The following is a 23,062-nucleotide window of genomic DNA, read 5'->3' on the forward strand; positions in this document are numbered from 1 at the left end:
TTAGTGCGACCTGTTCATCATCGCCGGATAGCGTTGTTGCAGATTCTGGAAGATGGCCTGCATCTGCGCCTCAAGCGTTGTCGGTTGTGGATCTGCTGCAACCGCCTCACGTGTTGCCGGTTGTGCCTCCACTGCCACGGCGTCAAACACCTGCTGCTTGAGAAAGTGGCGCCAGCTGACCGGCGCTTGTGCCAGAAACGCGGTGAGCAACGCATAGCGCGCCGGTGTCCACTGCTGTTCAAATGCGGTGCGGGCTGGGCCGTGATCAAAATGCTGCCGGGCTTCGTGTTGCATCTCAGCGCGTAAACGCGCAGTGGTGATCGCATCCACCTCATCATCGATGATCGCCACGCCGTAGCGCTCACGCGCCATCTGGCGGGAGACGAATCCGCAGCGCACATCCTGCAGCACTGCCGCCGTGTCACGTTCCACTGGCAGGCCATACCCTCCCGCGCCCGGACCGCGCACCTCAACGATATCGCCCGGCTGGCAACGAATGACATCGGTGTTGCCGTGTTCAATGGCCTTGCCGTTGCGCAACGTGCGGAAGTGCGACAATGCCCCTGACTCACCGCCCAGCACGCCAGCCGAGGCGAACACTGACCGGTTGCGATTGCGCGCCGTTACCGTGGTGTTGGGCGCGGTAATTTCAAACGCCATCTCCGTGGCCAGGCCGCCACGATAGCGCCCGGCACCGGCACTGTCCGCTGCCAGCCCATAGCGATGGAAATGGATGGGTACTTCTGCCTCGTTGATCTCAATAGGCGTGTTCTTCAGAAACGCCGATAACCCGCCAGAACCATCCGGGCCATCATGACGTGGTGTACCGCCCGCGCCACCGCCGACGGGTCCTAGCGAAGCCACCACGCTGCGGTTCTGGCTATCGCTGGTACGGATATTCATGATCGAGTTGCCGCCGGGTGAGTTGGCCGGTAAGCGATCGGGCAACGCCTGGGAAAAGACGCCAATGGTGGCGATCTGCGACAACGCGCAGGTCAGCGATCGCATGCCCACCGCGGCAGGCGCTTCACAGTTCATCACCGTACCGGGCGGCAGGATAGCGCGCGTCGGGCGTAAGGTGCCCGCATTGAGCAGCAGATGGCGATCCAGCGTGGAAAGCACATAAGTGACACCCACCAGCGCCAGCGGGTGGCGTTCACGGCCGCCCGTAGGCATATTCAGCGACGAGGCCAACTGCGGATCGCTGCCGGTGTAATCCAGTTCCAGCGTGTCGCCGCTAATGCGCAGCGTGATGGCTACGCGGCACGGATAGCCGCCTTCACCATCTTCATCGGCAAAGTCAGCATAGAAGTACTCCCCGTCCGGGATAGTGGCAATAATGCTGCGCGCCTGCGCTTCGGCGTAGTCCAGAATACCCTCGATACCCTGCAGGAAATCCTCAACACCAAAACGCGCGATGATGTCATGGATCTTACGCTCGCCCACGTTCACCGAGGCAATCTGCGCCTTGAAATCCCCCCAGTTTTGCTCTGGTACACGCACGTTGAGGCGCATGATGCTGGCGACTTCTACATTCAACTCACCGTTGCGCACAATCTTGAGTGGCGGAATGCGGATGCCCTCCTGCACGATGTCGGTCAGCGATCGCGACAACGAAGCCGGCACCGCGCCGCCCACATCGGTGTTATGAATATGGCCTACCACAAAACAGACAATCGCACCGTTGTGAAACACCGGCTTCCAGATATGGATATCCGGCGAGTGCGTTGCCACATTGCCCGCATACGAATCATTGGTGATGCAGATATCGCCCTCCTGATAGCTGTCGATTAACGCCAGCACCGGGCCGTAATCGATGCCGCTATACCAGGGCGCGCCAAAGCTGCGCGGTGAGGCGAACGCCATGCCGTCACGACTGACAATCTGACAGGAAAAATCTTCGGTCTCTTTGACGAAAGTGGAGTGCGCGGTGCGCATCAGCGTAAACGCCATCGCATCGGCCGCCGCCGCGCAATAGTTCGCCAGAATTTGCAGGTTACGTCCGTTTATGGCCATGTTAGTTTGCCTCCAGAGGCGTAATCAGCAAGTTGCCAAAACTATCGACATCCACCTGCATGAACGGTGGAACGCAGGTGGTGCAGTCATCCTGTGCGATGATCACAGGTCCGTTGAGATGGTGTCCGGCACGCAGAGTGGCACGCAACACCACATCGACCGGATGCGACGCACCGTCAATCCAGGCATGCACCTGTTTTGCGACCTCGACGGCATCAGTGGCCGCAGGCAACAGATTGAGCGTGGGTTTCGGTGTGGGAGACGCAATCACCAACCGCAGATTGATAATCTGCACCGGCGCATCGGCATCACAGTGACCAAACAGTTGCTGATGCTGGCGGTCAAAGGCCTCATGTAAGGCCGCCACGTTGGCCTGCACCAGCCACTCCGGCTGTAATGCGACTTCTATCTCAAACGATTGGCCGCGATAGCGCATATCGGCGCTGTAATGCAAAGTGAACGGCATATCCGCGCCGTGTTGCTCGCGCAGCCAGCCACGCGCACGTTGGCTCAGGGCTTCCGCTTCCGTTGCCAGCTTATCCGCCAGGCTGGCGTCCAGATCGCTGTAGAGCGTGCGGATAAAATCATTGCGGATGTCCGCCACCAGCCCTCCCAGCGCAGACAGCACCCCCGGCGTAGGTGGCACGATCACCCCTTTCATGTTGAGTTCGCGGGCGAGGAAACACCCCATCATCGGGCCCGCGCCACCAAAGGCGAGGAACCAGAATTCACGCGGATCCAGCCCAAAACGCGACAGCAATCCGCTGGTGTCACCGTACATACTGGAGATCGCCAGTTCGATAGCCGTTTCCGCCGTCTCTTCCACCGTAATGCCCAGTTGCTCCGCCAGCGGCTGCCAGGCGGCACGCGCGGCGGCGACATCGACTTTCACCGCGTTGTAGCCCAGATCGCCATGACCGATCATCCCACAGGCTGCAAAAGCATCGGTCGCTGTTGGCTGCGTCCCTCCGCGCTGGAAACACACCGGTCCCGGCAGCGATCCGGCGCTGTCTGGACCCATTTGCAGTACCCCCTGGTTATCGATCCACGCCAGCGATCCGCCCCCCTGTCCCACCGACGTAACGGCCACCGACGGAATATAAATGGGGAAATCACCGATGATTTCACCGTTGCCCTGCGCGACTTGCCCATTGACGATCACCGCCACGTCCGCGCTGGTACCCCCGATATCCAGACTGAGAATTTTGTCGAAACCGCAGGCGCTGGCGAGGAAGCTGGCACCGATCACTCCCGAAGCCGTACCTGACAACACCATCTGCACGCATTCACTTTTTGCCTGCTCCACACCCATCACGCCGCCGTTGGACTTAGTGATACGCGGTGGTGGCTTAACGCCCATGGTGTGTAACGCCTGTTCAAACGATTCGAGGTAATGAATCACCATCGGCTGCACGTAAGCATTGATAGTGGCGGTGATGGTCCGTTCATATTCACGAATAATCGGCCAGATGTCGGCAGAGCAAGAGGTAAGCAGTTCAGGCGCCACGTCCTCGATGATCGCTTTGACCGCCGCTTCGTTCTGGCGATTGCGATAGCTGTGCAATAGCGACACCACAATGCCCTGACAACCCGCCGCACGCGCCTGTTCAATCGCCTCCAGCACACTTTGCCGGTCGACTGGCTGCAACACCTCTCCGTGGCGGTCAGTGCGTTCTTTGATGGCATATACCCGGTCGCGGGTAATCAACGGCGCCGGACGTCGCGAGAAGAGATCGTGGATATGGGGGATTTTAAGACGCGCCAGCTCCAGCACATCGCAAAATCCCTCGGTGGCAAACAGCGCCAGCCGCACGCCACGTCGCTGGATCACCGCGTTGATGCCCACGGTGGTGCCGTGGGTAAAGTAGTCAATATGCTGGGGTTCAATACCGTCACGCTGCTGCAACTGCGACAGCCCGGTGAGAATTTCGCTGCCGGGCTGATCCGGCCGCGACAGAACTTTCAAGGTATGAATCTGATGAGTTTGTTCATTCAGCACGGCAAAATCCGTAAAGGATCCGCCAATATCAACGCCAACGCGGTAACCCATGGTGAGCAAGCTCCGTTATCAGGAGAGAGGAAATTCCATCAGTTTTTGTGGGTCCTGCACCACGCGCCAGCCAAGGCGCTGATACAGCTGATGGGCATCATTGGTTGAAAGCATCCAGCGGTGCACCGTGGCCAGTTCCGGGTGCGCACGCACACAGGTTGCCAGCCAGCTGCCCAGGCCATGACCCCGCCAGTTTTCATCAATCATCACATCGCACAGCCAGCCAAATCGGGTGTAATCCGTGACCAACCGCGCGAAGCCAATCTGCTGCTGAAGATGGTAAACACCGAACGGTAACGAGCCGGCAAACGCGCGCTCGGTTTTCGCGCGTGGTTGCGCGCTGGCCCAGTAAGACTTCTCAGTTAATTGCTGGTGGATGTAATCCATATCAAGGCGCTGACGTTCTGTAGAGATGGTGAAGTCGTCGCGCTGCCATTGATGATCGGCAAGGGTTAGAGCGGTCATGGCAACTCCTTGTAAAGCGATAAATTGAGTGTACGAATATGCAGGCACCGGGCGCGCGTGAAGCCACGACCTGAACAGTAAAGATAAAGGGAATTTACGGCAGAGAAGAAATTTTATGCTGCGGGGTCAACGCGCGTGTTACCGTTCTCTCCCACCCGCGAGCAACCGCGCCAATCGATCCGGCGGGCAACATGACAATGGCTGGGTTAGCAGAAACGAAAAATGAGATCTGAGGGAGGGGAGAATCATGTTCCCGTATCATCAATGCAGGGGCTTAGTGGATCCCTCCTCCCAAAACGGGAGAAGGTCTCATGAGGGAAAATCAGACACTAAAATCAACTGAGTTATGCTTAGCAATCAGCGATCGCAGTGGAACAGTACTTTTCATAATCGGCGATTTGATCACGATATAGCTGAAGTACTTATCGATGCCAATTTGCGCATCCAGCATCTTCTCAATCACTTCCTGGTAGTGCTCAATGCTGCGGGTAATAAAGCGCAGCAAATAGTCGTAGCCGCCGGTAATCAAGTGGCACTCCATCAGCTCATCCACATCGCGTACCGCATTTTCAAATTTCATAAAATCTTCGCGGCGATGGCCCGAGAGCGTCACTTCGGTAAACACGGTGACGGAATCGGTAATTTTGGTCAGATTGATGTGGGCTTCATATCCGGTAATAAATCCAGCCTGCTCCAGGCGCTTCACCCGTTGCAAACAAGGGCTGGGCGAAAGTCCAACGGCATCGGCGAGATTGACGTTGCTGATACGGCCATCTTTTTGTAGTTGCACCAGGATGTTGATGTCGATGCGGTCGAGTTTCATTAAGCCGTTCATAGCACCCCTCATTGTTGACCAATCGCGCAGGCTGATACGATGGTATATCACGCTTTGACGTGACGGCGCTAGCGACTTCCGCACGTCACGTCATTCATTGGTCGAGTCAATAATTCCTGAGATATCAATGAGGAAGCCGGATTTATCCCAGGCGACCACTGGCGCGGGCCAGCGCAATATCAAAGATATGTAACGCTTCTTCCAACTGAGAATCTGTGGTCACCAGTGGCGCGAGGAAGCGCACCACGTTGCGATGCAGGCCGCATTTGATCAGCAACAGACCTTCCTGGCAGGCGCAGTCGAGGATTTTCTGCGTCATCGCTGCGTCAGGGCGTTTGGTTTCGAAGTCGATAATCTCCACCGCCTGCATAAAGCCCACACCGCGCACTTCGCCAATACAGGCATACTTCTCCGCCAGCTGTTGCAGACGCGCGTTAAGCTGTTCACCCAGCTGATTGCTGCGCGCCAGCAGATTGTCGTTTTCCAGCAGGTCCAGCACCGCCAGCGCCGCCGCACAGCCCAGAGCGTTACCGCCATAGGTGCCGCCGAGACCGCCAGGTAATGGCGCATCCATGATGGCCGCTTTGCCGACTACGCCGGAAATCGGCAGACCGCCACCCAGACTCTTCGCCACTGTCACCAGATCCGGCGTAATACCCAGTTGCTCGAAGGCAAACAGCGTACCGGTACGACCAAATCCGGTCTGCACTTCATCGAGAATCAGCACGATGCCGTGTTTTTCGGTAATGCGACGCAGCGCTTGCATAAAGTTCGCACCCGCTGGCAGGAAGCCACCGTCACCCTGAACAGGCTCGATGATGATTGCCGCCACTCGCTCCGGCAGGATCTGCACGGCGAACAACTGTTCCAGTGCTTGCAGGCAGTCATCATCACTGACGCCATGGAAGGCATTAGGATAAGGCAGGCGATACACTTCTGAGGCGAACGGGCCGAAGTTCTGTTTATACGGCTGGCTCATCCCCGTCAGGGTACAGCCCAGTAAGGTACGGCCATGGAAGGCACCGTCAAACGCGATGATGCCGCTGCGATTGGTGTGCGCACGGGCAATTTTCACCGCATTTTCTACCGCCTCCGCGCCGCTGGTGAAGAACACGCTTTTGAAATCTTCACCTTTACCCACCAGCGCATTCAGGCGCTGCGCCAGTTCGATATAGCCCGGATAGGCAACAACCTGGAAACAGGCGTGTGACACCAGCCCAAGCTGTTTTGTCACCGCATTCACCACTGCCGGATGGTTATGACCCACGTTGAGTACCCCAATCCCGCCGACAAAATCGAGATAGCGATTGCCCTCAACATCCCACACTTCACTGCCCTTTGCCCGTTCAATCACCAACGGATGCGCGGTGACCACACCACGTGGCACATTCTGCTCACGTGCATCCAGTAACAGGCCGTTATCGCTATACGCTTGCTGCTCCGCCATGACATTCTGCATTTTCAAAATCCTCATCCACGTAACGTTCGGTTGGCTCAAGTATCGCAACCCGTTGGTTTCTCACGCTGCCGTAATCAGCAAAGCAGCGGCATTTCGTTTCAAAATCTTCTGCCAATCAGCAGGGAAATTCTGCACGCAGCGCGTGGCGGGCGATGGCCGTCAAAGTCTGAATACCGTGCGGGATCAGTGCGTCGTTAAAGTCGTAAGAGGAATGGTGCAAGGGCTGGCTGGGTGCCGACCCGATCCACAGATAGGCGCCCGGTTTTGCCTGCAACATAAAGGCAAAATCTTCTGACGTCAGTGCCGGTTGCCTGGCTTGTTCAGCAGGGATGCCCGCCTCGCGCAATGCCTCAAGCGCCACTTGTGCAGCCCCCACATGATTGACCGTGGCCGGGTAATAGCGCAGATAGCTCACCTCTGCCTGCAGGCCGTGCGCCGCCGTGACATGTTGCGCCATTTCACGCAAACGACTTTCAATGATGTCCTGCGCCGCTGGGCTGAATGTACGCACTGTGCCGGTGATACTGGCTTCCGCTGGAATCATGTTGTGGGAGAAACCGCCCTGCATGCGCGTCACCGTGAGCAATCCCGGCTCGCAGGGATCAAGTGCACGCGCCACCAGCGTATTGAGTTGCACCACCAGCTCGCTGGTCGCCAGCAGCGTGTCGCGCGTCAGGTGCGGCTGTGCGGCATGACCGCCGCCACCTTTTACCGTGATATCAAAGCGATCCGCCGCCGCCATGATGGCGCCCGGTCGCGTCTGCACGTCGCCCAGCGGCAGTTCGGGCCAGTTATGCAGGGCAAATACTGCATCGCAAGGAAATCGCTGGAACAGGCCGTCATCGATCATCGCTTTCGCGCCGGCGAGTCCCTCTTCTGCCGGCTGAAAGATAAATACCAGCGTGCCGTCAAAATCACTTTGTTGCGCCAGTTGGATAGCCGCACCTAATAGCATCACCGTATGGCCATCGTGACCGCAGGCATGGCAGACATTGGCATGCACACTTTTCCACGCCTGGGTGCCGTTATCCTGCATCGGCAGCGCATCCATATCAGCGCGCAGGCCAATGATGCGCGTGCCGTTGCCACGCTTCAGCACGCCTACAACACCGGTTTTTCCCATGCCACGGTGCACTTCAATTCCATGTTCTTGCAGCACCTGCGCCACAATGTCGCTGGTGCGTGTTTCCTGATACCCCAGCTCGGGATGGGCGTGCAGATCCCGTCGCAGAGCGACTAATTGTTCCAGTTCCATCTCAGTATCCCCGTTTGCGATCGATAAGACCGACCATCGGTTCGCCGCGTTGGTAGCGGCGCAGGTTGTCGAGCAGCGCCGCCACTGCGCTATCGGTTTGCGTCTGGCTGGCAATATGCGGCGTGAGCCAGATGGCAGGATGCTGCCAGAAAGGGTGTTCCGGCGGTAAAGGTTCGGGATCGGTCACATCGAGCACGGCTGCGCTCACTTGTCCGCTGGCCAGTGCCGTGAGCAGATCGTCATGATTCAACTGCGGGCCACGCCCCACCAGTACCAGTGCGGCTCCGGCAGGTAACTGCGCAAACAGTTCAGCGTTGAGCAAACCGCGTGTGCTATCAGTCAACGGCAGCAAACACACCAGAATGTCGCTGTGTGCCAGAAACTCAGCCAGTTGCTCGGCGCCATGCCAGCAGCGCACGCCCTCGAGTTCACGCGGTGTTCGGCTCCAGCCCGCACAGTCAAACCCTAATGACACCAGCTGCTGCAAAGATGCCTGGCCGAGTTCGCCTAAGCCCATGACCCCCACCCGCCGCTGATGGGCGGTACGAATCGGGTGCGTTTGCCACGTTGCTGCGCGCTGCTGTTGGAAATAGCGCGGCATATCACGATGCAACCCCAGCACGGCAAAGGTGACGTACTCCACCATGCCTTGCGTCAGGCCGGGTTCGATCATGCGCACCACTGGCAAATGGGGCGGCAGTTGGCTTAGATCGAACTGATCGGCCCCCGCGCCCACCGACAGTAGCGCCTTGAGATTAGGGAACGTCGCCATGACATCTTCCGGCGGTTGCCAGGCCACCAGCAGTTCAACCTGTTCTGCGTCACCCACATCCGGCCAGATATGCATCTGCACATCCGGTGCATGCTCAGCCAGCCAGCGCTGCCAGTGGGCTCCGCGCGTGGCCTCCGATTTATAAACGATATGCATCAGGCCATCGCCTGGGTCATCAACCCAAACGCCTGCATCTCACCGGCTTGCGGTGACCACGGCGTTCCCAGATACATGGTGGTGGGCGCATCAACCTTGACCAATCCCAGAGTTTCCAGCCAGCTCGCCAGCGGCAAAGCCGCATCGGTGTCGATGCGCACAAACTCGCCGCGCAAACCCTGCATCAGCGCGGCAATTAACGCCTGTGCCGTCTCGATATCGCGCGCAATCACCGGGCCAATTGCCCAGCCGTGACCAAAGCGGCGCAGGCTGGCAAAACCTTGCACCCGCTGATGCGCGTCCTGCAGCAATACCGTTTGATGGTCAGCGATCAGCGTTTGCATCAACTGTGGACGCCACATACCGTGAGCCTGATGATCTAATTCGGTAAGTAGATCGACGTCATTCGCCTCAACATTACGCAGCGTCAGACCGGTGGGGATACTCACCGCAGGCACGGCTGCCAGCTCTCGTGTCTGGTGCTGCTGGATGCTGCCCGTCACCTTGAAGCCGAGCTTCTCATACAACCCCTGCCCCATTTCCGTCGCATGTAAACGAATCACGGCGTCCGGGAATTTTTCCATCACGGCCAGCATCAGCTGCTTACCAATGCCGCGCCCCTGGCAGGTCGGATTCACCACCACCAGACCAATGGTGGCGGCGTGTTCACCCCAACGCCAGCCAAAAGCGCTGCCGACAAATTTGCCCTGTTCTTCAGCGACCACGCCTTCACCCAATGCCAACGCCTGCTGCCAGTCTTCACGACGATGCGGCCACTTGAGCTGTTGGGTGATGGCATAGCCGTGTTCAATATCGTCCTGCGTCATGGCGCGTAATGTGATCATCTGCTGCTCCTTTCTTGTAAAACGCCCCCGCGACGTAGCGGCGCAATCTGCTGCGCGAGCGGTTTCGCCATTGAGATGTGCGATTTATCGCATCGCTACGAATGCCGTGATGTTTATTCTGCTTTAAGCACTTCTTCGTGCTCATCCAGCCAACCCTGGCGCAGCTCCGGCACCGCCCGTTTAAGACGCTCGAAGTACAGCTCACTGGTCGGCTTATCATAATCAGCGCGGGAAATTTGCGTGACGATGCGGCCTGATTTCATCACCACGATATCATCGCAAACGGCGCGGACCGCATGCATATCATGACTGATAAACAGCACCGACAGCCCCAACTCACGACGCAGTTCGCTGATCAGATCCAGTACGGCAGCGGCGACCACCGTATCTAATGCCGATGTCACTTCATCGCACAGAATCAGATCCGGCTCCGCCGCAAGGGCACGGGCCAGATTCACACGCTGCTTCTGCCCACCGGAGAGCGCCCATGGGCGACGCCACAAGACTGAGCGCGGTAGTTTGACCAGGTCCAGTAACTGATGCATACGACGCTCAAGATCGGCCCCTTTCAGACCGTGGAACAGCACGAGCGGGCGAGTCAGAATACGTTCCACGCTGTGTGCCGGGTTCAGCGCGGTATCCGCCATCTGGAACACATACTGGATCCGCCGCAGTTCGTTATCCGGGCGTTTATGCATGTCGCCATTGATGTAGTGACCATTAAACAGAATATGACCGTGACTCGGGGCATTAAGGCCGGCAATCGCATGTGCCAACGTGGTTTTACCCGAACCCGACTCGCCGATAATGCCAATCGCTTGCCCTTTCCACAGCTTGAGATTGATATCTTCCAGAATCAGCGTTTTCGGTTTGCCCTCACTATCACGTGGGCCATAACCGGCACTGAGATCGCGCACTTCCATCAGCGGCTGCGCATCAGCCTCTGCGCAGGTCCAGCTGCTTTCTCGCTCTTTCTGGCGTGCAGCATCCATTAACAGTTGGGTATATTCAGCCTGCGGTGCGCCAATCAAACGCTCAGTGGAGCCGTACTCGGCCATTTTTCCACGCAGCAGCACCAGAATGCGATCCGCCATCTGCGCCACCACCGCCAGATCGTGACTGACGTAAATTGCGGTGACACCGCGCTGTGCCACCACACGGCGAAACGCTTTCAGTACTTCAACCTGAGTGGTGACATCCAGTGCCGTGGTCGGCTCATCGAGGATCACCACATCCGGATCGCCAATCAGTGCCATGGCCGTCATCAGACGCTGCAGCTGTCCGCCAGAGACCTGATGTGGGAAACGGTCGCCAATGGTGTCAGGATTCGGCAATGCCAGCTCACGAAACAGCGTGATCGCCTTCTCTTTGGCGGCTTTGCGTTTCATGGTGCCGTGGATCACCACCGGCTCGATAACCTGGTCGAGAATACGCATCCCCGGGTTGAAGGAAGCTGCCGCACTTTGGGCGATGTAGGCCACTTTGTTGCCGCGAAATTCGCGCAGCTGGCCGGGCGACAGACTACGCACGTCGGTGCCCGCCAGATGAATGTTGCCCTCGGCGATGCGGCAGCCGTGGCGCGCATAGCCCATCAGCGCCATGGCGATGGTGGTTTTACCCGAACCGGATTCGCCGATCAGCGCCAGCACTTCGCCTTTTTGTACGGTAAAACGGATATCTGAAACCAGATCGATCTCTTCGCCCTTATCCGTCTCGGCGGTGACACGCAGGTTTTCAACGGAGATCACGGGCATGGCTGTATGGGGTGTCACGTTCATGCTCCCTCCTTCGCCAGCGTCAGCGGACGCATCTGCTGCAGGCTGTCAATAAACAGGTTGGCGCCGATGGTTAAGCTGGCAATCGCCATTGCCGGCATCAATACCGCAGGTGAGCCGTTAAACAGGCCCTGCAGATTTTCACGTACCAGCGTGCCCCAATCAGCATAAGGTGGTTGCACGCCTAAGCCCAGGAAGCTCAAGCCGCTGAGTAACAGCACGATATAGACAAAACGCAGGCCAAAATCGGTGAGCATCGGATGCACCATATTCGGCAGAATGTCATGGATGGCCACATACCAGCGGCTTTCGCCACGCAGTCGTGAAGCACGGACGTAATCCATATTGCGCAAACTGCTGGCCATGGCGAACGCGATACGGAACGCACCGGGCCAGTAGGTGAAGACGGCAGTCAGAATCAGCATCGGTAGCGACGAACCAAACACGGCGACAATCATCAGCGACAGCACTTTGCCTGGCAGCACCAACATGGCATCGTTAATGCGGCCCAGCAACTCCTCGAGCCAGCGTCCGGCCACAGCGGCCAACAGCGCCAGCAAGGTGCCGATCAGGCTAGCACCCAGCGCAGCGGTCAACGCCAGACCGATGGAGAATTTCGCACCGTATAAGATGCGGCTGAGGATGTCGCGACCGAGATAATCGGTGCCCAGCAGGTTGTCAGCGGTCATCCCTCCTAGCATCGGGCCACCACCGATATCCTCTACGCTATGCGGCGCCAGTTGATTGCCGAACAGCGCCATCAGTACCCAAAACAGAGAGATCGCCAGGCCAATGCGACCGGAGATCGACAGCGACTGAAAAATTCGTACAGGAAGCAGCAAGCTATTCATCAGCTCCTCCATTTTGGGTTAAAGGCGATAGTCAGGATGTCAGCAATCAGCAGCAGCACCAGATAACAGGCGGCGAACATCATCACGCACAGCTGCACCACCGGCAGATCGCGGTTACTCACGGCATCCACCAGCGCACTGGCGAGACCGGGGTAGCTGAAGATCGACTCAATAATGATCACCCCACCAAACAGGTAAGACAGGCTGAGCGAAATGGCGTTGGCAATCGGTCCCACCGCATTCGGCAGCGCATGACGCAACACGGCACGCAGCGGCGAGACCCCTTTCAGCAACGCCATCTCCAGATACGGGCTGTCGAGCTGATTAATGATCGCCGAACGCGTCATCCGTGCCATCTGCGCCACTAATACGCAGCACAACGTCAGCACCGGCAGTGCGTAAGCTTTCAGATAACTGACGAGATCCATATCGGGGCTGCCAAACGACATCGCCGAGACCCAATGCAGTTTGACCGCGAAGATCAACACTGCCACGGTGGCCACCAGAAACTCCGGTACCGCCACCGTCGCCATGGTGGCGATCACCAGAAAGCGATCCAGTGCTGAACCGCGATTCATGGCGGCCAGAATGCCGATCACCAGCGCCAGCGGGACGCAGATTACCGTGGTGATGCCCGCCAGCTCCAGCGTGGCAGGAATACGCTGTCCTACCAGTTGCGTCACCGGCAGATGGCTGGCAAACGAGGTACCAAAATCACCGTGCAGCATTCCGCCAAGCCAGCTGAAGTAACGCATCAACAACGGCTGATCCAGACCCAGCTGCTGGCGTAACGCCGCCACCGTTTCCGGCGTGGCGTTTTGCCCCAGGATCATCTGCGCGGCGTCGCCAGGCAGCAGGCTGGTGATAAAAAACACCACCGCCGAGACGATAAGCAAGGTCAGGATGCCCGCACCTGCGCGCCGGGCAATCAGAAACAACATGTATCGATTCATCGGCGTTCTCCTCTGACGGATGACGAATTAGGCTTTCAGCCAGGCGAACTCATGGAAGCGGTAACCCATCATCATGCCGCTTGGCCAGGCTTCGACGCCGCCCACTTTTTTACTGTACCCGTCGAGGGTACTGATAAAGGTGGGGATGATGGTGCCGCAGTGGTCGTAGATCAGCTTCTGCATATCGCCATACATCTGTTTGCGCTTGCCCTGATCGCGCTCACCGCGTGCGGCAACGACCAACTGGTCAAACTGATCGTTCTTCCAGCCAGATTCATTGTTGGCCGCGCTCGACATATAGAACTGAGAGAACAGCATATCCAGCGTTGGACGCGGGTTGATCGAGCCATAGCCCACCGGATCTTTGGTCCAGTGCGTTGACCAGTAGCCGTCATACGGCACGCGACGTACCTTAACGTTCAGCCCGGTGTTACGTGCCACTTGCTGGATTAACTGGCCCCCTTCCACCGCACCTTCTATGTTGGGTGTGGTGATGATCTCCACCGTTGCCCCTTTCATGCCGGCTTTTTCGATGTGGAATTTGGCTTTTTCGGCATCCAGTGGACGCGGTTTGAGATCGGCGTTAAACAGCGGATGCCACGGCGGCACGGGTGTATCGTTACTGATATCGCCATAACCCTGTAACACGGTTTTCAGCACAATTTCACGCGGCTGCAGATACTTCATCGCCAGCACGAAATCTTCACTGCTACCCGGCTTCATGTCGGTGCGGATGATCAGGTTGGTGTACATGCCCGCCTTACTTTCCAGCACCGCGAAGTCTTGCGTGGCTTTCAAACGATTACTGTCGGCTGCGCTCAGGGTCGATACGATATGCAAGTCACCCGACATTAACGCATTGACGCGTGCCGCCTGGTCGGTGACGCCCAGCAGTTCGATTTCGTCGAGATGTGGCAGGCCGGGCTTGTAGTAGTTCGGGTTCTTCACGCCAACAGAGCGTACGCCCGGCGTGAACTCTTTCAATTTGAACGGACCCGTGCCAATACCTTTGCTGAAGTCTTTGGTGCCATCCTGCACAATCAGGAACGGGGCACTGGCGAGCATATAAGGCACATCAAAGTTGGCGCTGCTCAGCTCCAGTGTGACTTCGTTATCGTTCACCGCCGTGAAGGTTTTGAACTGATCGGCCAGCTTAAAAGCATTGGAAGCCACGGCGGGATCTTTGTGGCGGCTGAGTGAGAAAATGACGTCTTTCGCGGTGAAGGGTTTACCGTCGTGGAACGTGACCCCTTTGCGCAATTTAATGTGCCAGGTGACACCATCCGAAGACTCCACGGATTCCGCCAGCCCCGGTTGAATCGCCAACTTTTGGTCGAGTTCGGTCAGGCCGCTGTAAACCATAAACTGGCGGGTGTAGTCACCGCTGTTATTGCCTTTGGCAGGATCGAGTGTATCGGTAGCGGAGGCGTTGGACATGGCTGCACGCATCTTGCCGCCTTTCACCGGGGTTTCAGCCGCAAAGCTCATCTGCGGAAAACCTATCAAGCCACTGCTCATGACTGCACCAGCAGACAACAACTTCATCAGGCCACGACGTGACAGAGATCCCTCAGTCAGCATACGTGTCAGGGCCGGATTTACAGCGTCAGACTCTTTATCGAATTTACTCATCTGCACACCCTCAATATGAAAAGTTGTTTGTTTTGATAATCGAGCGTCAATCACATCGCCATTAATGTGGCCCCCGACCAAACCGGATAGCGCCCGCATTAATGCCAAATCAATGACACCTTAGGATGTGCATTTATGCGCCCCCTCGAGAGAGTCCCCCCGGCGCGCATCAGTAGCGACCTGAAGAATCCCATCGTAGAGTGCACATTGATGCGCACCAGACTCACTATCAGGAGAGCCGATCCTTAGCCTTGTAATACAGCCCCGCGAGAGGCAAAAACCAGGGTTTCCCGTGGTAACCTGGCAGCGCAGGCCATGCATCGCGCTGCCAGGGGTTTTCGTTACGTTTTTCTGCCAGTAAATCCGCCATCACCCGCCCCATCCACACCGACATCTGTGTGCCATGGCCGCTGTAACCCAGTGAATAGAACACGCCATCGTGCTCACCCGCATGCGGCAGGCGATCGGACGTCATATCCACCATGCCGCCCCAGCAGTAATCGATGCGCGATTTGCCCAGCTGCGGGAACAGCGCGGTCATCGCGGCGCGCAACACTTCGCCGCTGCGCGTATCCGAGGTCGGATTGCTGACGGCAAAACGTGCACGCCCCCCAAACACCAGGCGACGATCGGCAGTGGTACGGAAGTAGTTGCCGATGTTCAGAGAGGTGACGTAGGTGCGATCTTTGGGCAGCACTTGTTCAATCAACGCATCACCCAGCGGTTCAGTCACCACGATAAAGCTGCCTACCGGCACGATGCGGCGCTGGAACCATGGGAATGGCCCTTCATTCGATACGCCGGTGGCCATCATGACTTTTTCCGCGATGATCTCGCCCTGGGCCGTGGTGACGCGATGACGGTAGCCATCCAGACGCGTCAAGCCGGTCACCGCGTGATGCGGAAAGATCTTCGCTCCCGCGCGGGCCGCCGCATTGGCGAGACCCATGCCGAACTTGCCCATATGCATCTGGCCACCGCGTTTTTGCAGTAAGCCACCGTGAAAGGCATCGCTGCCCACTTCACGGCGAATCTCATCTTTACTGATCAACTCGATTTCCGGGTCAACGGTGTCACGCATCAGTTGCCATGCGCTGCGCAGCCCGGGGAAATGCGACGCTTTGCTGGCGAGCTTGAGCTTGCCGCACAGGCGAAAATCACAATCAATCTGCTCTTCCCGCACCAGTTGCTGGACATAACTCACGGCGTCGTCAAAAGCACGGTAGAAGCGACTGGCTTGTTCGATCCCCTGGCTGGCCACCAACGAAGCAAAGTTTTGCGACACGCCGGTATTGCAGTGCCCACCGTTACGCGCGGAGGCCTGACTCATCACGTTGCCACTTTCCAGCACCACTACGTTGATACCCTGTCGTGCGAGATTCAGCGCGGTTGAGATGCCGGTAAATCCGCCGCCAATCACCACCACATCCGCAACCGTCGGCAGTGCGCCGCTCGCTGCGCCGGTAAATTCCGGTGCGGTGGCTTGCCAGAATGATTCGAGTTTCATCGCCGCCTCCGGGCTTAGAGTCCAACCACAGCGGGCAGACCGCCGATGTCTTTAATCTCGGTGTATTCATACGCTGGGTTGGCCGGATCGTGACCGCGATTGACCCACACTTTGTTTTTGATGCCCATGTCATAGCAGGTCATCAGGTCATAGCGCAGGCTCGACGAAACGTGCAGGATCTCTTCCGGACCACAATTCAGCTTGTCCAGCATGTACTCGAAGCCTTTCATCTGTGGCTTATACGCACCCACTTCTTCCGCGGTGATGGTCATGTGGATCGGTGCACCGAGACGCGGCACATGGTGCGGAATCAAATCGTTCATAGAGTTGGTGAGCAGCACCAGCGGAAACTCTTTCGCCACTTTTGCCAGCCCAGCCGGCACATCGGGGTGCGGTCCCCAGGTGGCGCAATCGGTGTAGATAAAATCACTGTCTGCCTGGCTCCACTGCACGCCCCATTTTTTGCAGGTGCGCTGCAATGCATCACTCACCACATCGTAGTAAGGCTTCCACGCTCCCAGCACCTCATCGCGGCGATAGATGGCGAAATCGGTGGTGAATGCGAGCATCTCCTGCGGGGATACACGATCCTTAAAGCAGCGTTCAGCCGCTCCCGCCATGTCAAAGTTAATCAGGGTGCCGTAGCAATCAAAGGTGATGAATTTCGGTTTAAACAGTGCCATGACGCGACCTCGTCGTTGTCTGATACGTGAATTTAAAAATCGATTAATACACTCTTCTGGCGCTGACAGGCCTGAAATGCCTGACGTCCCAGATCCTTGCCAATACCAGAGCCAAGGAAGCCTCCAGTAGGAATAATAAAATCACCGGAGCGGCCATAACGGTTGATCCATACGGTGCCAGATTCGATGGCACGCATCGCTCGCATGGCACGCGGCAGGCTCAGCGTATGTACGCCCGCACACAATCCGTAAGTCTCATGCGCGGCCAGCGCCAGACCTTCCTCTTCGCTGTCGAACTCCTGCACGGTCAGCACCGGGCCAAAAATCTCTTGCTGCACGGCTGGGTTGTCTGCCGCCACACCACACAGCAAGGTCGGTTGCCAGAACCACCCGCCATCGGTGTCGGCAAAACGCTCACCGCCCACTAACACTTCCGCGCCCTGCGCTTTGGCTTCAGCAATCACTGATGCCACCTTGTTGCCCTGGCGCTCATCGATCAGCGGCGCATAACGGCTGCTGTCTTGCCAGGTGACACCTGGCTGCGGCTGCTGACACAGCGCCACCAGGCGATCCAGCAGCGGTTGAGCGATGCCACGTTGTACAATTAGGCGAGTACCCGCGACGCATGCCTGTCCTCCGTTGGCGGTGAAACCGCGCAGGATGCGCTGTGCCAGCACATCGATATCGCCCGCATCATCGAACACCAACTGTGGGCTTTTACCCCCTAACTCCAGCGTGACAGGCTTCATGCCATGCTGTGCTGCGTCACTCATGATGCGAGCGCCCGTCACAGTGGAACCGGTAAACGAGACTTTGCGCACCAGCGGATGGGTGACAAGGGCGCTGCCGGTTACTGCGCCACTGCCCTGCACAATATTCAGAATGCCCGCCGGTAAACCGGCCTGTACCGCCAGTTCTGCCATGCGCACCGTAGAGAAAGGTGTCAGCTCCGAAGGTTTCAGCACCACCGCATTACCTGCTGCCAGTGCTGGACCGCATTTCCACGACGCCATCGATAGCGGGAAATTCCACGGGGTAATCGCGCCAATCACGCCGTACGGCTCCGAAATCAGCATGCCGAGGCTGCTTTCTTGCGTCGGGAACAGATCGCCACTGTATTTGTCTGCACACTCGGCATAGAAACGGATAGCTTCTGCAGTGAACGGAATTTCATGCTGTACCACATCGCTGATCGGCCGCGTCGACCCCAACGCTTCGAGCTGAGCCAGTAACGGATCGCTTTCAATCAGATCCGCCCAGCGGCGTAACACTTTGCCACGTTGCCGTGGTGGGCAGCTGCGCCAGCCACTGGTTTTTAGCGCTTCATGAGCCAGGGTGACAGCCCGATCAACATCACTGGCCTGGGCTTCGCTCAGCTCGGCATAGACTTTGCCATCAGACGGCCGTTTTACAGCGAAACGTGCGCCCTGGGTGGTGACATGCTGGCCACCAATATAATGGCCAATGGGGAGAGAAACTTTTTCAGGGTCGAAACTTAACATGGAAAATTCCTTATTTGTTACACCCATCACATGTGCGCCAATTAACGATTTGCACTACATTTATCTGTCACGTTAATAAGCTAATGCAGAAAGTATGCCAGCCCAGTAAAAAATAAAAATGCGTAAAAAACAGCCCAGAAAAATTTTCTGCCGTATTGAAGAGGGAAAATTTGCGGAATTGCCGAAGGAATAAACAGATGATTTACTTCACAAAATTCGTGCATCCCTACGGTGCAGCTCGCACGAAATTTGCACTAAAACGGTGATGAGCCGGAAAAGTATGACGGCACGCACAAAATAAAACAGCGCCGGGAACCTGAGGCCGCCGGCGCTGATTATGAAATTGATGATGAAAGTCATTATTCGCAATAAATTGCACGGCTACCTATTTGTAGCGGCACGATTTAACGCGCATTGCTGCATTTATATACTGCCCATATGAAACGTTTTCTGCTCCAGATACTCTTCAATTCCATAGCGAGAACCTTCACGTCCTAATCCGGATAATTTAATTCCGCCAAAGGGGGCCGCATCTAATGAAATCGCACCGGTATTAAAACCGACCATGCCAAATTCTAATGATTCCGCCACGCGCCAGGCTCGGCGTATATTCTCCGTAAAGAAATAAGCGCCCAATCCATAAGGTGTGTCATTCGCCATGCGTATCGCTTCCTCTTCCGTATCGAAGACAAAAAGCGGTGCGACCGGGCCGAAGGTTTCTTCATGCGCAATACGCATACTGCTGGTGACATTACCCAACACGGTCGGCTCAACAAAGGTGCCATTCGCTGCACTTATCCCGCCACGCAGTAAGGTGGCGCCCTGGCTAAGCGCATCATCAATATGGCTGTTCACCTTCTCAACAGCGCGATCGTTAATCAGTGGCCCAATCGTGCTACTGGGTTCAAATCCATCCCCCACTTTAAGGGTTGCCACTGCCTCAAGCAGTTTCTCGCTAAAACGCTCATAGATGCCGCGTTGCACCAAAATGCGGTTGGCGCAGACGCAAGTCTGCCCGGCATTACGGAATTTACTCGCCATCACACCGGGAATGGTGACATCGAGATCGGCATCATCAAACACGATCAAAGGGGCATTGCCGCCCAGCTCAAGGCTCAGACGCTTGATGCTGTCGGCACTTTGTTGCATCAGCAACTGGCCAACACGTGTGGATCCGGTAAAGGAGATTTTTCGTACCGTGCGGCTGGCGGTCAGTGTGCTGCCGATCTCGGTCGGCAATCCGGTGAGCACCTGGAGCACGCCAGAGGGAAACCCTGCACGTTCCGCGAGTACCGCCAGAGCCAGAGCCGACAGGGGCGTCAGTTCAGAAGGTTTCACGATGATCGGGCAACCGGCGGCCAGTGCAGGTGCCACTTTGCGGGTAATCATCGCAATCGGGAAATTCCACGGTGTGATCGCGGCGGCCACGCCAACGGGCTGTTTCAGAACCAGAACGCGGCGGTCTTCGCTGGGCGCCGGAATGGTATCGCCATAAATGCGGCGCGCCTCTTCAGCGAACCACTTCACAAAGCTGGCGCCGTATAACACCTCGCCTTTCGCTTCTGCCAGCGGCTTGCCCTGCTCGGCGGTCATGATGATCGCCAGATCGTCCGCATTATCAAGAATCAGCTGATGCCACTTATCCAACAGCGCGGCGCGCGATGCATTCGGGGTTTTGCCCCAGCTGACACGCACCGACTCAGCATAATCTATCGCCTGCTCGGTTTCGGCTGCACCCAGTGCAGGAATAGTGGCAATCTGCTGTTGAGTGGAGGGATCGATGACCGGCAGCGTGGCGCCCGCATGGGCGTCCTGCCAGCGTCCACCAAACAGCGCCTGTTGGCGCAACAGTTCTGCATCTTTTAATTGAATCCGCGACATTTTCATCCCCTTTATCCTGTTCATTTCACTGTAACGTGGCGCAGCAGTGCAGGATGTTTTTCTACGGGGTGGAAACTGGGCTGGGATGCGTTTTAGGGCGACAAAAGAAATTTTATGCTGCACCGAATGCGTCATCAATTACGGTGCGGTTTGTGGCCAGGTGCGCATGAATGCGTCGTCGTTTACGGTGAGGTTTGTGGCCAGGTGCGCATGAATGCGCACCCTACGGGGAATGTTGGGTCACCCTTCATGGCGACCTGTGGCTTAAATCTGGAAATCGATAGCGGGTTCAGACTCCGTTTCATAAGAGAGCGCCTGACGCTTAATCTCTTCCAGCGACAGATTGGCATTACACAGTTCCAGAAACTGCCAGACGTAATTGCGTTGCAGCTGGCCGCGCTTCAATCCCAGCCATACGGTGTTGGCATCAAACAGATGGTGAGTGTCAATTTTGACCAAATCTTCACCCTCATAGATGTCACATGCCTGATCAGCCAGAATGCCGACGCCGAGACCCAGCTCAACATAGGTTTTCACGACATCAGAATCCTGCGCACTGAGCACAATGTCCGGCTTAAGGCCCGCCGCCTGGAACGCGCGGTCAACACGCGAGCGACCCGTGATCCCCTGACGATAGGTGATCAATGGATGGCGGCTCAGGCTAGCCAGCGTGATCGGCTGATGCTGTAACAGTTCATGGTCGTGTGGCACCAATAACGAGTGGTGCCAGCTAAACCACGGGAATGCCGCGAGGCTGCTGTTGTTCACCAGTTGCTCGGAGGCAATACCAATATCAGCTTCACCCGCCAGCAGCATGGCCACAATTTCCTGCGGCGAACCCTGATTGAGTTCAAGACGAACATTAGGATAGAGCTGTCGGAATGCTTTGATCACACGCGGCAGACTATAGCGGGCCTGCGTATGTGTGGTGGCAATCGTCAGCACGCCGCTGGTTTCATTGGTAAACACATCCGCCAGGCGACGTACTTTGCCTGCTTCATCAAGAATGCGTTCAGCAATGGTTAACAGCGCCTTGCCCGGTTCAGTCATGCCCAGCAATCGCTTGCCGCGACGAATGAAGATCTCGACGCCGAGTTCATCTTCCAGATCGCGAATATGGCGGCTGACCCCAGATTGTGAGGTAAACAGCGTGTTCGCCACTTCTGTCAGGTTGAATTCGCAACGTGCTGCTTCACGTATAATTTTAAGTTGCTGGAAATTCACACCCTTTTCTCCTGTACCCTGCCCTGTTTCGTCCATGTTATGAAGTTGGTGTCATTGCAGGAAATAATAAAAAACGGTGTGTTATGCGGAATAGTAATAAGGAGGGTGTGATATCCCGACGCGTTTGCGGATGTTTAACCGTGAAGGGTTTACCCCAGCCGTAGATAGCTGGGGTAAAGAAGAAGGGATTAACCGACCAACATCAACTCGCGTTCTTCCATCATCGGCTTATTCAGCAGTGACAGCAGGATGTTTTTCACTGCCTGCGCGGAAGGTGACAGTGGCAGGCGCGCAGAGATATTCAGTGAGAGCGGCAGATTCAGCGATGGGCTATTAATACGTGCCATCCACGCGTGAGTTGAACTCACCAGGGCGCGAGCCGCTGATTCCGGCAGAACGGTCACCCCCATGCCGCTGGAAACTGCGGCGGTCAGGGTTGAGATTGACTCGATTTCACCGATGATTTTTGCGCTCAGACGACGCAGAGAGAAAGCTTCATCAACACGTTTGCGCACCGCGCTGTAGTCACGCGGCAGGAACAAATTCATCTGCGCCACGTCGGCGAGATCAACGGTAGCGCCCGGGCATGCGGTCGCACCGACCAGATACAACTCTTCTTTCATTAATGGAATGCTGTTAATGCCGGCTGTCGGAGCACGGTCATACAGCACCGCCATATCTAACTGGCCGTTCATCACTTTTTCATTTAAAGAGGTGCCGCTGTTCTCATGCAGATACACCAGTACATCCGGGAATTGTTCACGCACCGTTTGCAACAGCGGCATTGTCAGCGAAGAAGCGGCGGTGCCCGGTGCCAGACCAATTGATACCTGGCCATTTAACGCCTGACCCGCGTTGATGACGGCCGTTTGCGCCTGTTCGCACTGGCGCAGAATAGTACGAGCATGAGCATAAAGAATTTTGCCCGCCTCGGTTGGCGTTACGCCACGTTTGGTGCGAATCAGCAACTGCTGATCGAGTTCGTTTTCCAGCGTCGCAACCTGCTGGCTAAGCGCAGGCTGCGCGATGTGCAGCACTTCTGCTGCCTGAGTCAGGCTGCCGATATCGACGATTTTTACAAAGTACTTCAGTCGTCTTAAATTCATATTGCCTCCGTCAATCCCCGAATAACCCGTTTGGGTGTCTCAGCCTGCTGGCTTGTGTTCATGAAGTTGCAATATGCAGGCCAGGTTTATTCGAA

The 23,062-nt window shown here is 56.7% G+C and carries 18 protein-coding genes; all 18 read right to left on the bottom strand.

Annotated features, from left to right (window positions below; all coding sequences use genetic code 11):
* Positions 1-2,016 (bottom strand): hydantoinase B/oxoprolinase family protein, encoded by a 2,016-nt coding sequence (locus VH86_RS06170; RefSeq protein ID WP_045832259.1) that lies wholly within the window; start codon positions 2,014-2,016, stop codon positions 1-3.
* Position 2,017: 1 nt separating this feature from the next.
* Positions 2,018-4,066 carry a hydantoinase/oxoprolinase family protein gene (locus tag VH86_RS06175; protein ID WP_045832260.1) on the bottom strand — a complete coding sequence of 683 codons (2,049 nt, stop codon included), beginning with the start codon at positions 4,064-4,066 and terminating at the stop codon, positions 2,018-2,020.
* A gap of 18 nt (positions 4,067-4,084) precedes the next feature.
* Positions 4,085-4,531, bottom strand: a complete 447-nt coding sequence (locus VH86_RS06180) for a GNAT family N-acetyltransferase (protein WP_045832261.1) — start codon at positions 4,529-4,531, stop codon at positions 4,085-4,087.
* A 322-nt stretch (positions 4,532-4,853) separates the two neighbouring features.
* Complete coding sequence (locus VH86_RS06185) at positions 4,854-5,366, bottom strand: Lrp/AsnC family transcriptional regulator (RefSeq protein WP_045815175.1); 513 nt, start codon at positions 5,364-5,366, stop codon at positions 4,854-4,856.
* Between the two features lie 142 nt (positions 5,367-5,508).
* Positions 5,509-6,825: a 4-aminobutyrate--2-oxoglutarate transaminase gene (gene gabT, locus VH86_RS06190; RefSeq protein ID WP_038646221.1), complete on the bottom strand. Its 1,317-nt coding sequence runs from the start codon at positions 6,823-6,825 to the stop codon at positions 5,509-5,511.
* 115 nt (positions 6,826-6,940) lie between these two features.
* Entirely contained in the window at positions 6,941-8,074 is a 1,134-nt protein-coding gene (locus tag VH86_RS06195) for a M20 aminoacylase family protein (RefSeq protein WP_197080198.1), read from the bottom strand.
* Positions 8,075-8,081: 7 nt separating this feature from the next.
* A complete protein-coding gene (locus VH86_RS06200; RefSeq protein WP_045832263.1) occupies positions 8,082-9,008 on the bottom strand; it encodes a glyoxylate/hydroxypyruvate reductase A in 927 nt (308 codons plus the stop codon).
* Complete coding sequence (locus VH86_RS06205) at positions 9,008-9,853, bottom strand: GNAT family N-acetyltransferase (protein ID WP_045832264.1); 846 nt, start codon at positions 9,851-9,853, stop codon at positions 9,008-9,010. The genes VH86_RS06200 and VH86_RS06205 overlap by 1 nt, the downstream gene beginning before the upstream one ends.
* A gap of 113 nt (positions 9,854-9,966) precedes the next feature.
* A complete protein-coding gene (locus VH86_RS06210) occupies positions 9,967-11,631 on the bottom strand; it encodes an ABC transporter ATP-binding protein (protein WP_045832265.1) in 1,665 nt (554 codons plus the stop codon).
* On the bottom strand, positions 11,628-12,479 hold the full coding sequence (locus VH86_RS06215; RefSeq protein WP_045832266.1) for an ABC transporter permease: 852 nt from the start codon (positions 12,477-12,479) through the stop codon (positions 11,628-11,630). The genes VH86_RS06210 and VH86_RS06215 overlap by 4 nt, the downstream gene beginning before the upstream one ends.
* Positions 12,479-13,432: an ABC transporter permease gene (locus VH86_RS06220; protein WP_038646208.1), complete on the bottom strand. Its 954-nt coding sequence runs from the start codon at positions 13,430-13,432 to the stop codon at positions 12,479-12,481. The genes VH86_RS06215 and VH86_RS06220 overlap by 1 nt, the downstream gene beginning before the upstream one ends.
* Before the next feature lie 27 nt (positions 13,433-13,459).
* Positions 13,460-15,064 (bottom strand): ABC transporter substrate-binding protein, encoded by a 1,605-nt coding sequence (locus VH86_RS06225; RefSeq protein ID WP_045832341.1) that lies wholly within the window; start codon positions 15,062-15,064, stop codon positions 13,460-13,462.
* 229 nt (positions 15,065-15,293) lie between these two features.
* A complete protein-coding gene (locus VH86_RS06230) occupies positions 15,294-16,571 on the bottom strand; it encodes an FAD-binding oxidoreductase (protein ID WP_045832267.1) in 1,278 nt (425 codons plus the stop codon).
* Between the two features lie 14 nt (positions 16,572-16,585).
* Positions 16,586-17,254 carry a haloacid dehalogenase type II gene (locus VH86_RS06235; RefSeq protein ID WP_038646202.1) on the bottom strand — a complete coding sequence of 223 codons (669 nt, stop codon included), beginning with the start codon at positions 17,252-17,254 and terminating at the stop codon, positions 16,586-16,588.
* Positions 17,255-17,286: 32 nt separating this feature from the next.
* The gene (locus VH86_RS06240; protein ID WP_045832268.1) at positions 17,287-18,756 is read right to left on the bottom strand and encodes an aldehyde dehydrogenase; all 1,470 of its coding nucleotides are present in this window, start codon (positions 18,754-18,756) and stop codon (positions 17,287-17,289) included.
* Positions 18,757-19,179: 423 nt separating this feature from the next.
* Positions 19,180-20,637, bottom strand: a complete 1,458-nt coding sequence (locus tag VH86_RS06245; protein ID WP_045832342.1) for an NAD-dependent succinate-semialdehyde dehydrogenase — start codon at positions 20,635-20,637, stop codon at positions 19,180-19,182.
* 264 nt (positions 20,638-20,901) lie between these two features.
* Positions 20,902-21,861, bottom strand: a complete 960-nt coding sequence (cbl, locus tag VH86_RS06250; protein ID WP_045832269.1) for an HTH-type transcriptional regulator Cbl — start codon at positions 21,859-21,861, stop codon at positions 20,902-20,904.
* A 188-nt stretch (positions 21,862-22,049) separates the two neighbouring features.
* Positions 22,050-22,967 carry a nitrogen assimilation transcriptional regulator NAC gene (nac, locus tag VH86_RS06255; protein ID WP_045832270.1) on the bottom strand — a complete coding sequence of 306 codons (918 nt, stop codon included), beginning with the start codon at positions 22,965-22,967 and terminating at the stop codon, positions 22,050-22,052.
* Positions 22,968-23,062: the final 95 nt, after the last annotated feature.

This window comes from Pantoea sp. BL1, from assembly GCF_000963985.1.
Lineage (GTDB): Bacteria > Pseudomonadota > Gammaproteobacteria > Enterobacterales > Enterobacteriaceae > Pantoea > Pantoea rwandensis_B.

Excerpts from the sequence above, each read along its gene's own strand:
- VH86_RS06170 (WP_045832259.1), bottom strand. The coding sequence starts at position 2,016 with ATGGCCATAAACGGACGTAACCTGCAAATTCTGGCGAACTATTGCGCG.
- VH86_RS06175 (WP_045832260.1), bottom strand. The coding sequence starts at position 4,066 with ATGGGTTACCGCGTTGGCGTTGATATTGGCGGATCCTTTACGGATTTT.
- VH86_RS06180 (WP_045832261.1), bottom strand. The coding sequence starts at position 4,531 with ATGACCGCTCTAACCCTTGCCGATCATCAATGGCAGCGCGACGACTTC.
- VH86_RS06185 (WP_045815175.1), bottom strand. The coding sequence starts at position 5,366 with ATGAACGGCTTAATGAAACTCGACCGCATCGACATCAACATCCTGGTG.
- gabT (WP_038646221.1), bottom strand. The coding sequence starts at position 6,825 with ATGCAGAATGTCATGGCGGAGCAGCAAGCGTATAGCGATAACGGCCTG.
- VH86_RS06200 (WP_045832263.1), bottom strand. The coding sequence starts at position 9,008 with ATGCATATCGTTTATAAATCGGAGGCCACGCGCGGAGCCCACTGGCAG.
- VH86_RS06205 (WP_045832264.1), bottom strand. The coding sequence starts at position 9,853 with ATGATCACATTACGCGCCATGACGCAGGACGATATTGAACACGGCTAT.
- VH86_RS06210 (WP_045832265.1), bottom strand. The coding sequence starts at position 11,631 with ATGAACGTGACACCCCATACAGCCATGCCCGTGATCTCCGTTGAAAAC.
- VH86_RS06215 (WP_045832266.1), bottom strand. The coding sequence starts at position 12,479 with ATGAATAGCTTGCTGCTTCCTGTACGAATTTTTCAGTCGCTGTCGATC.
- VH86_RS06220 (WP_038646208.1), bottom strand. The coding sequence starts at position 13,432 with ATGAATCGATACATGTTGTTTCTGATTGCCCGGCGCGCAGGTGCGGGC.
- VH86_RS06225 (WP_045832341.1), bottom strand. The coding sequence starts at position 15,064 with ATGAGTAAATTCGATAAAGAGTCTGACGCTGTAAATCCGGCCCTGACA.
- VH86_RS06230 (WP_045832267.1), bottom strand. The coding sequence starts at position 16,571 with ATGAAACTCGAATCATTCTGGCAAGCCACCGCACCGGAATTTACCGGC.
- VH86_RS06235 (WP_038646202.1), bottom strand. The coding sequence starts at position 17,254 with ATGGCACTGTTTAAACCGAAATTCATCACCTTTGATTGCTACGGCACC.
- VH86_RS06240 (WP_045832268.1), bottom strand. The coding sequence starts at position 18,756 with ATGTTAAGTTTCGACCCTGAAAAAGTTTCTCTCCCCATTGGCCATTAT.
- VH86_RS06245 (WP_045832342.1), bottom strand. The coding sequence starts at position 20,637 with ATGTCGCGGATTCAATTAAAAGATGCAGAACTGTTGCGCCAACAGGCG.
- nac (WP_045832270.1), bottom strand. The coding sequence starts at position 22,967 with ATGAATTTAAGACGACTGAAGTACTTTGTAAAAATCGTCGATATCGGC.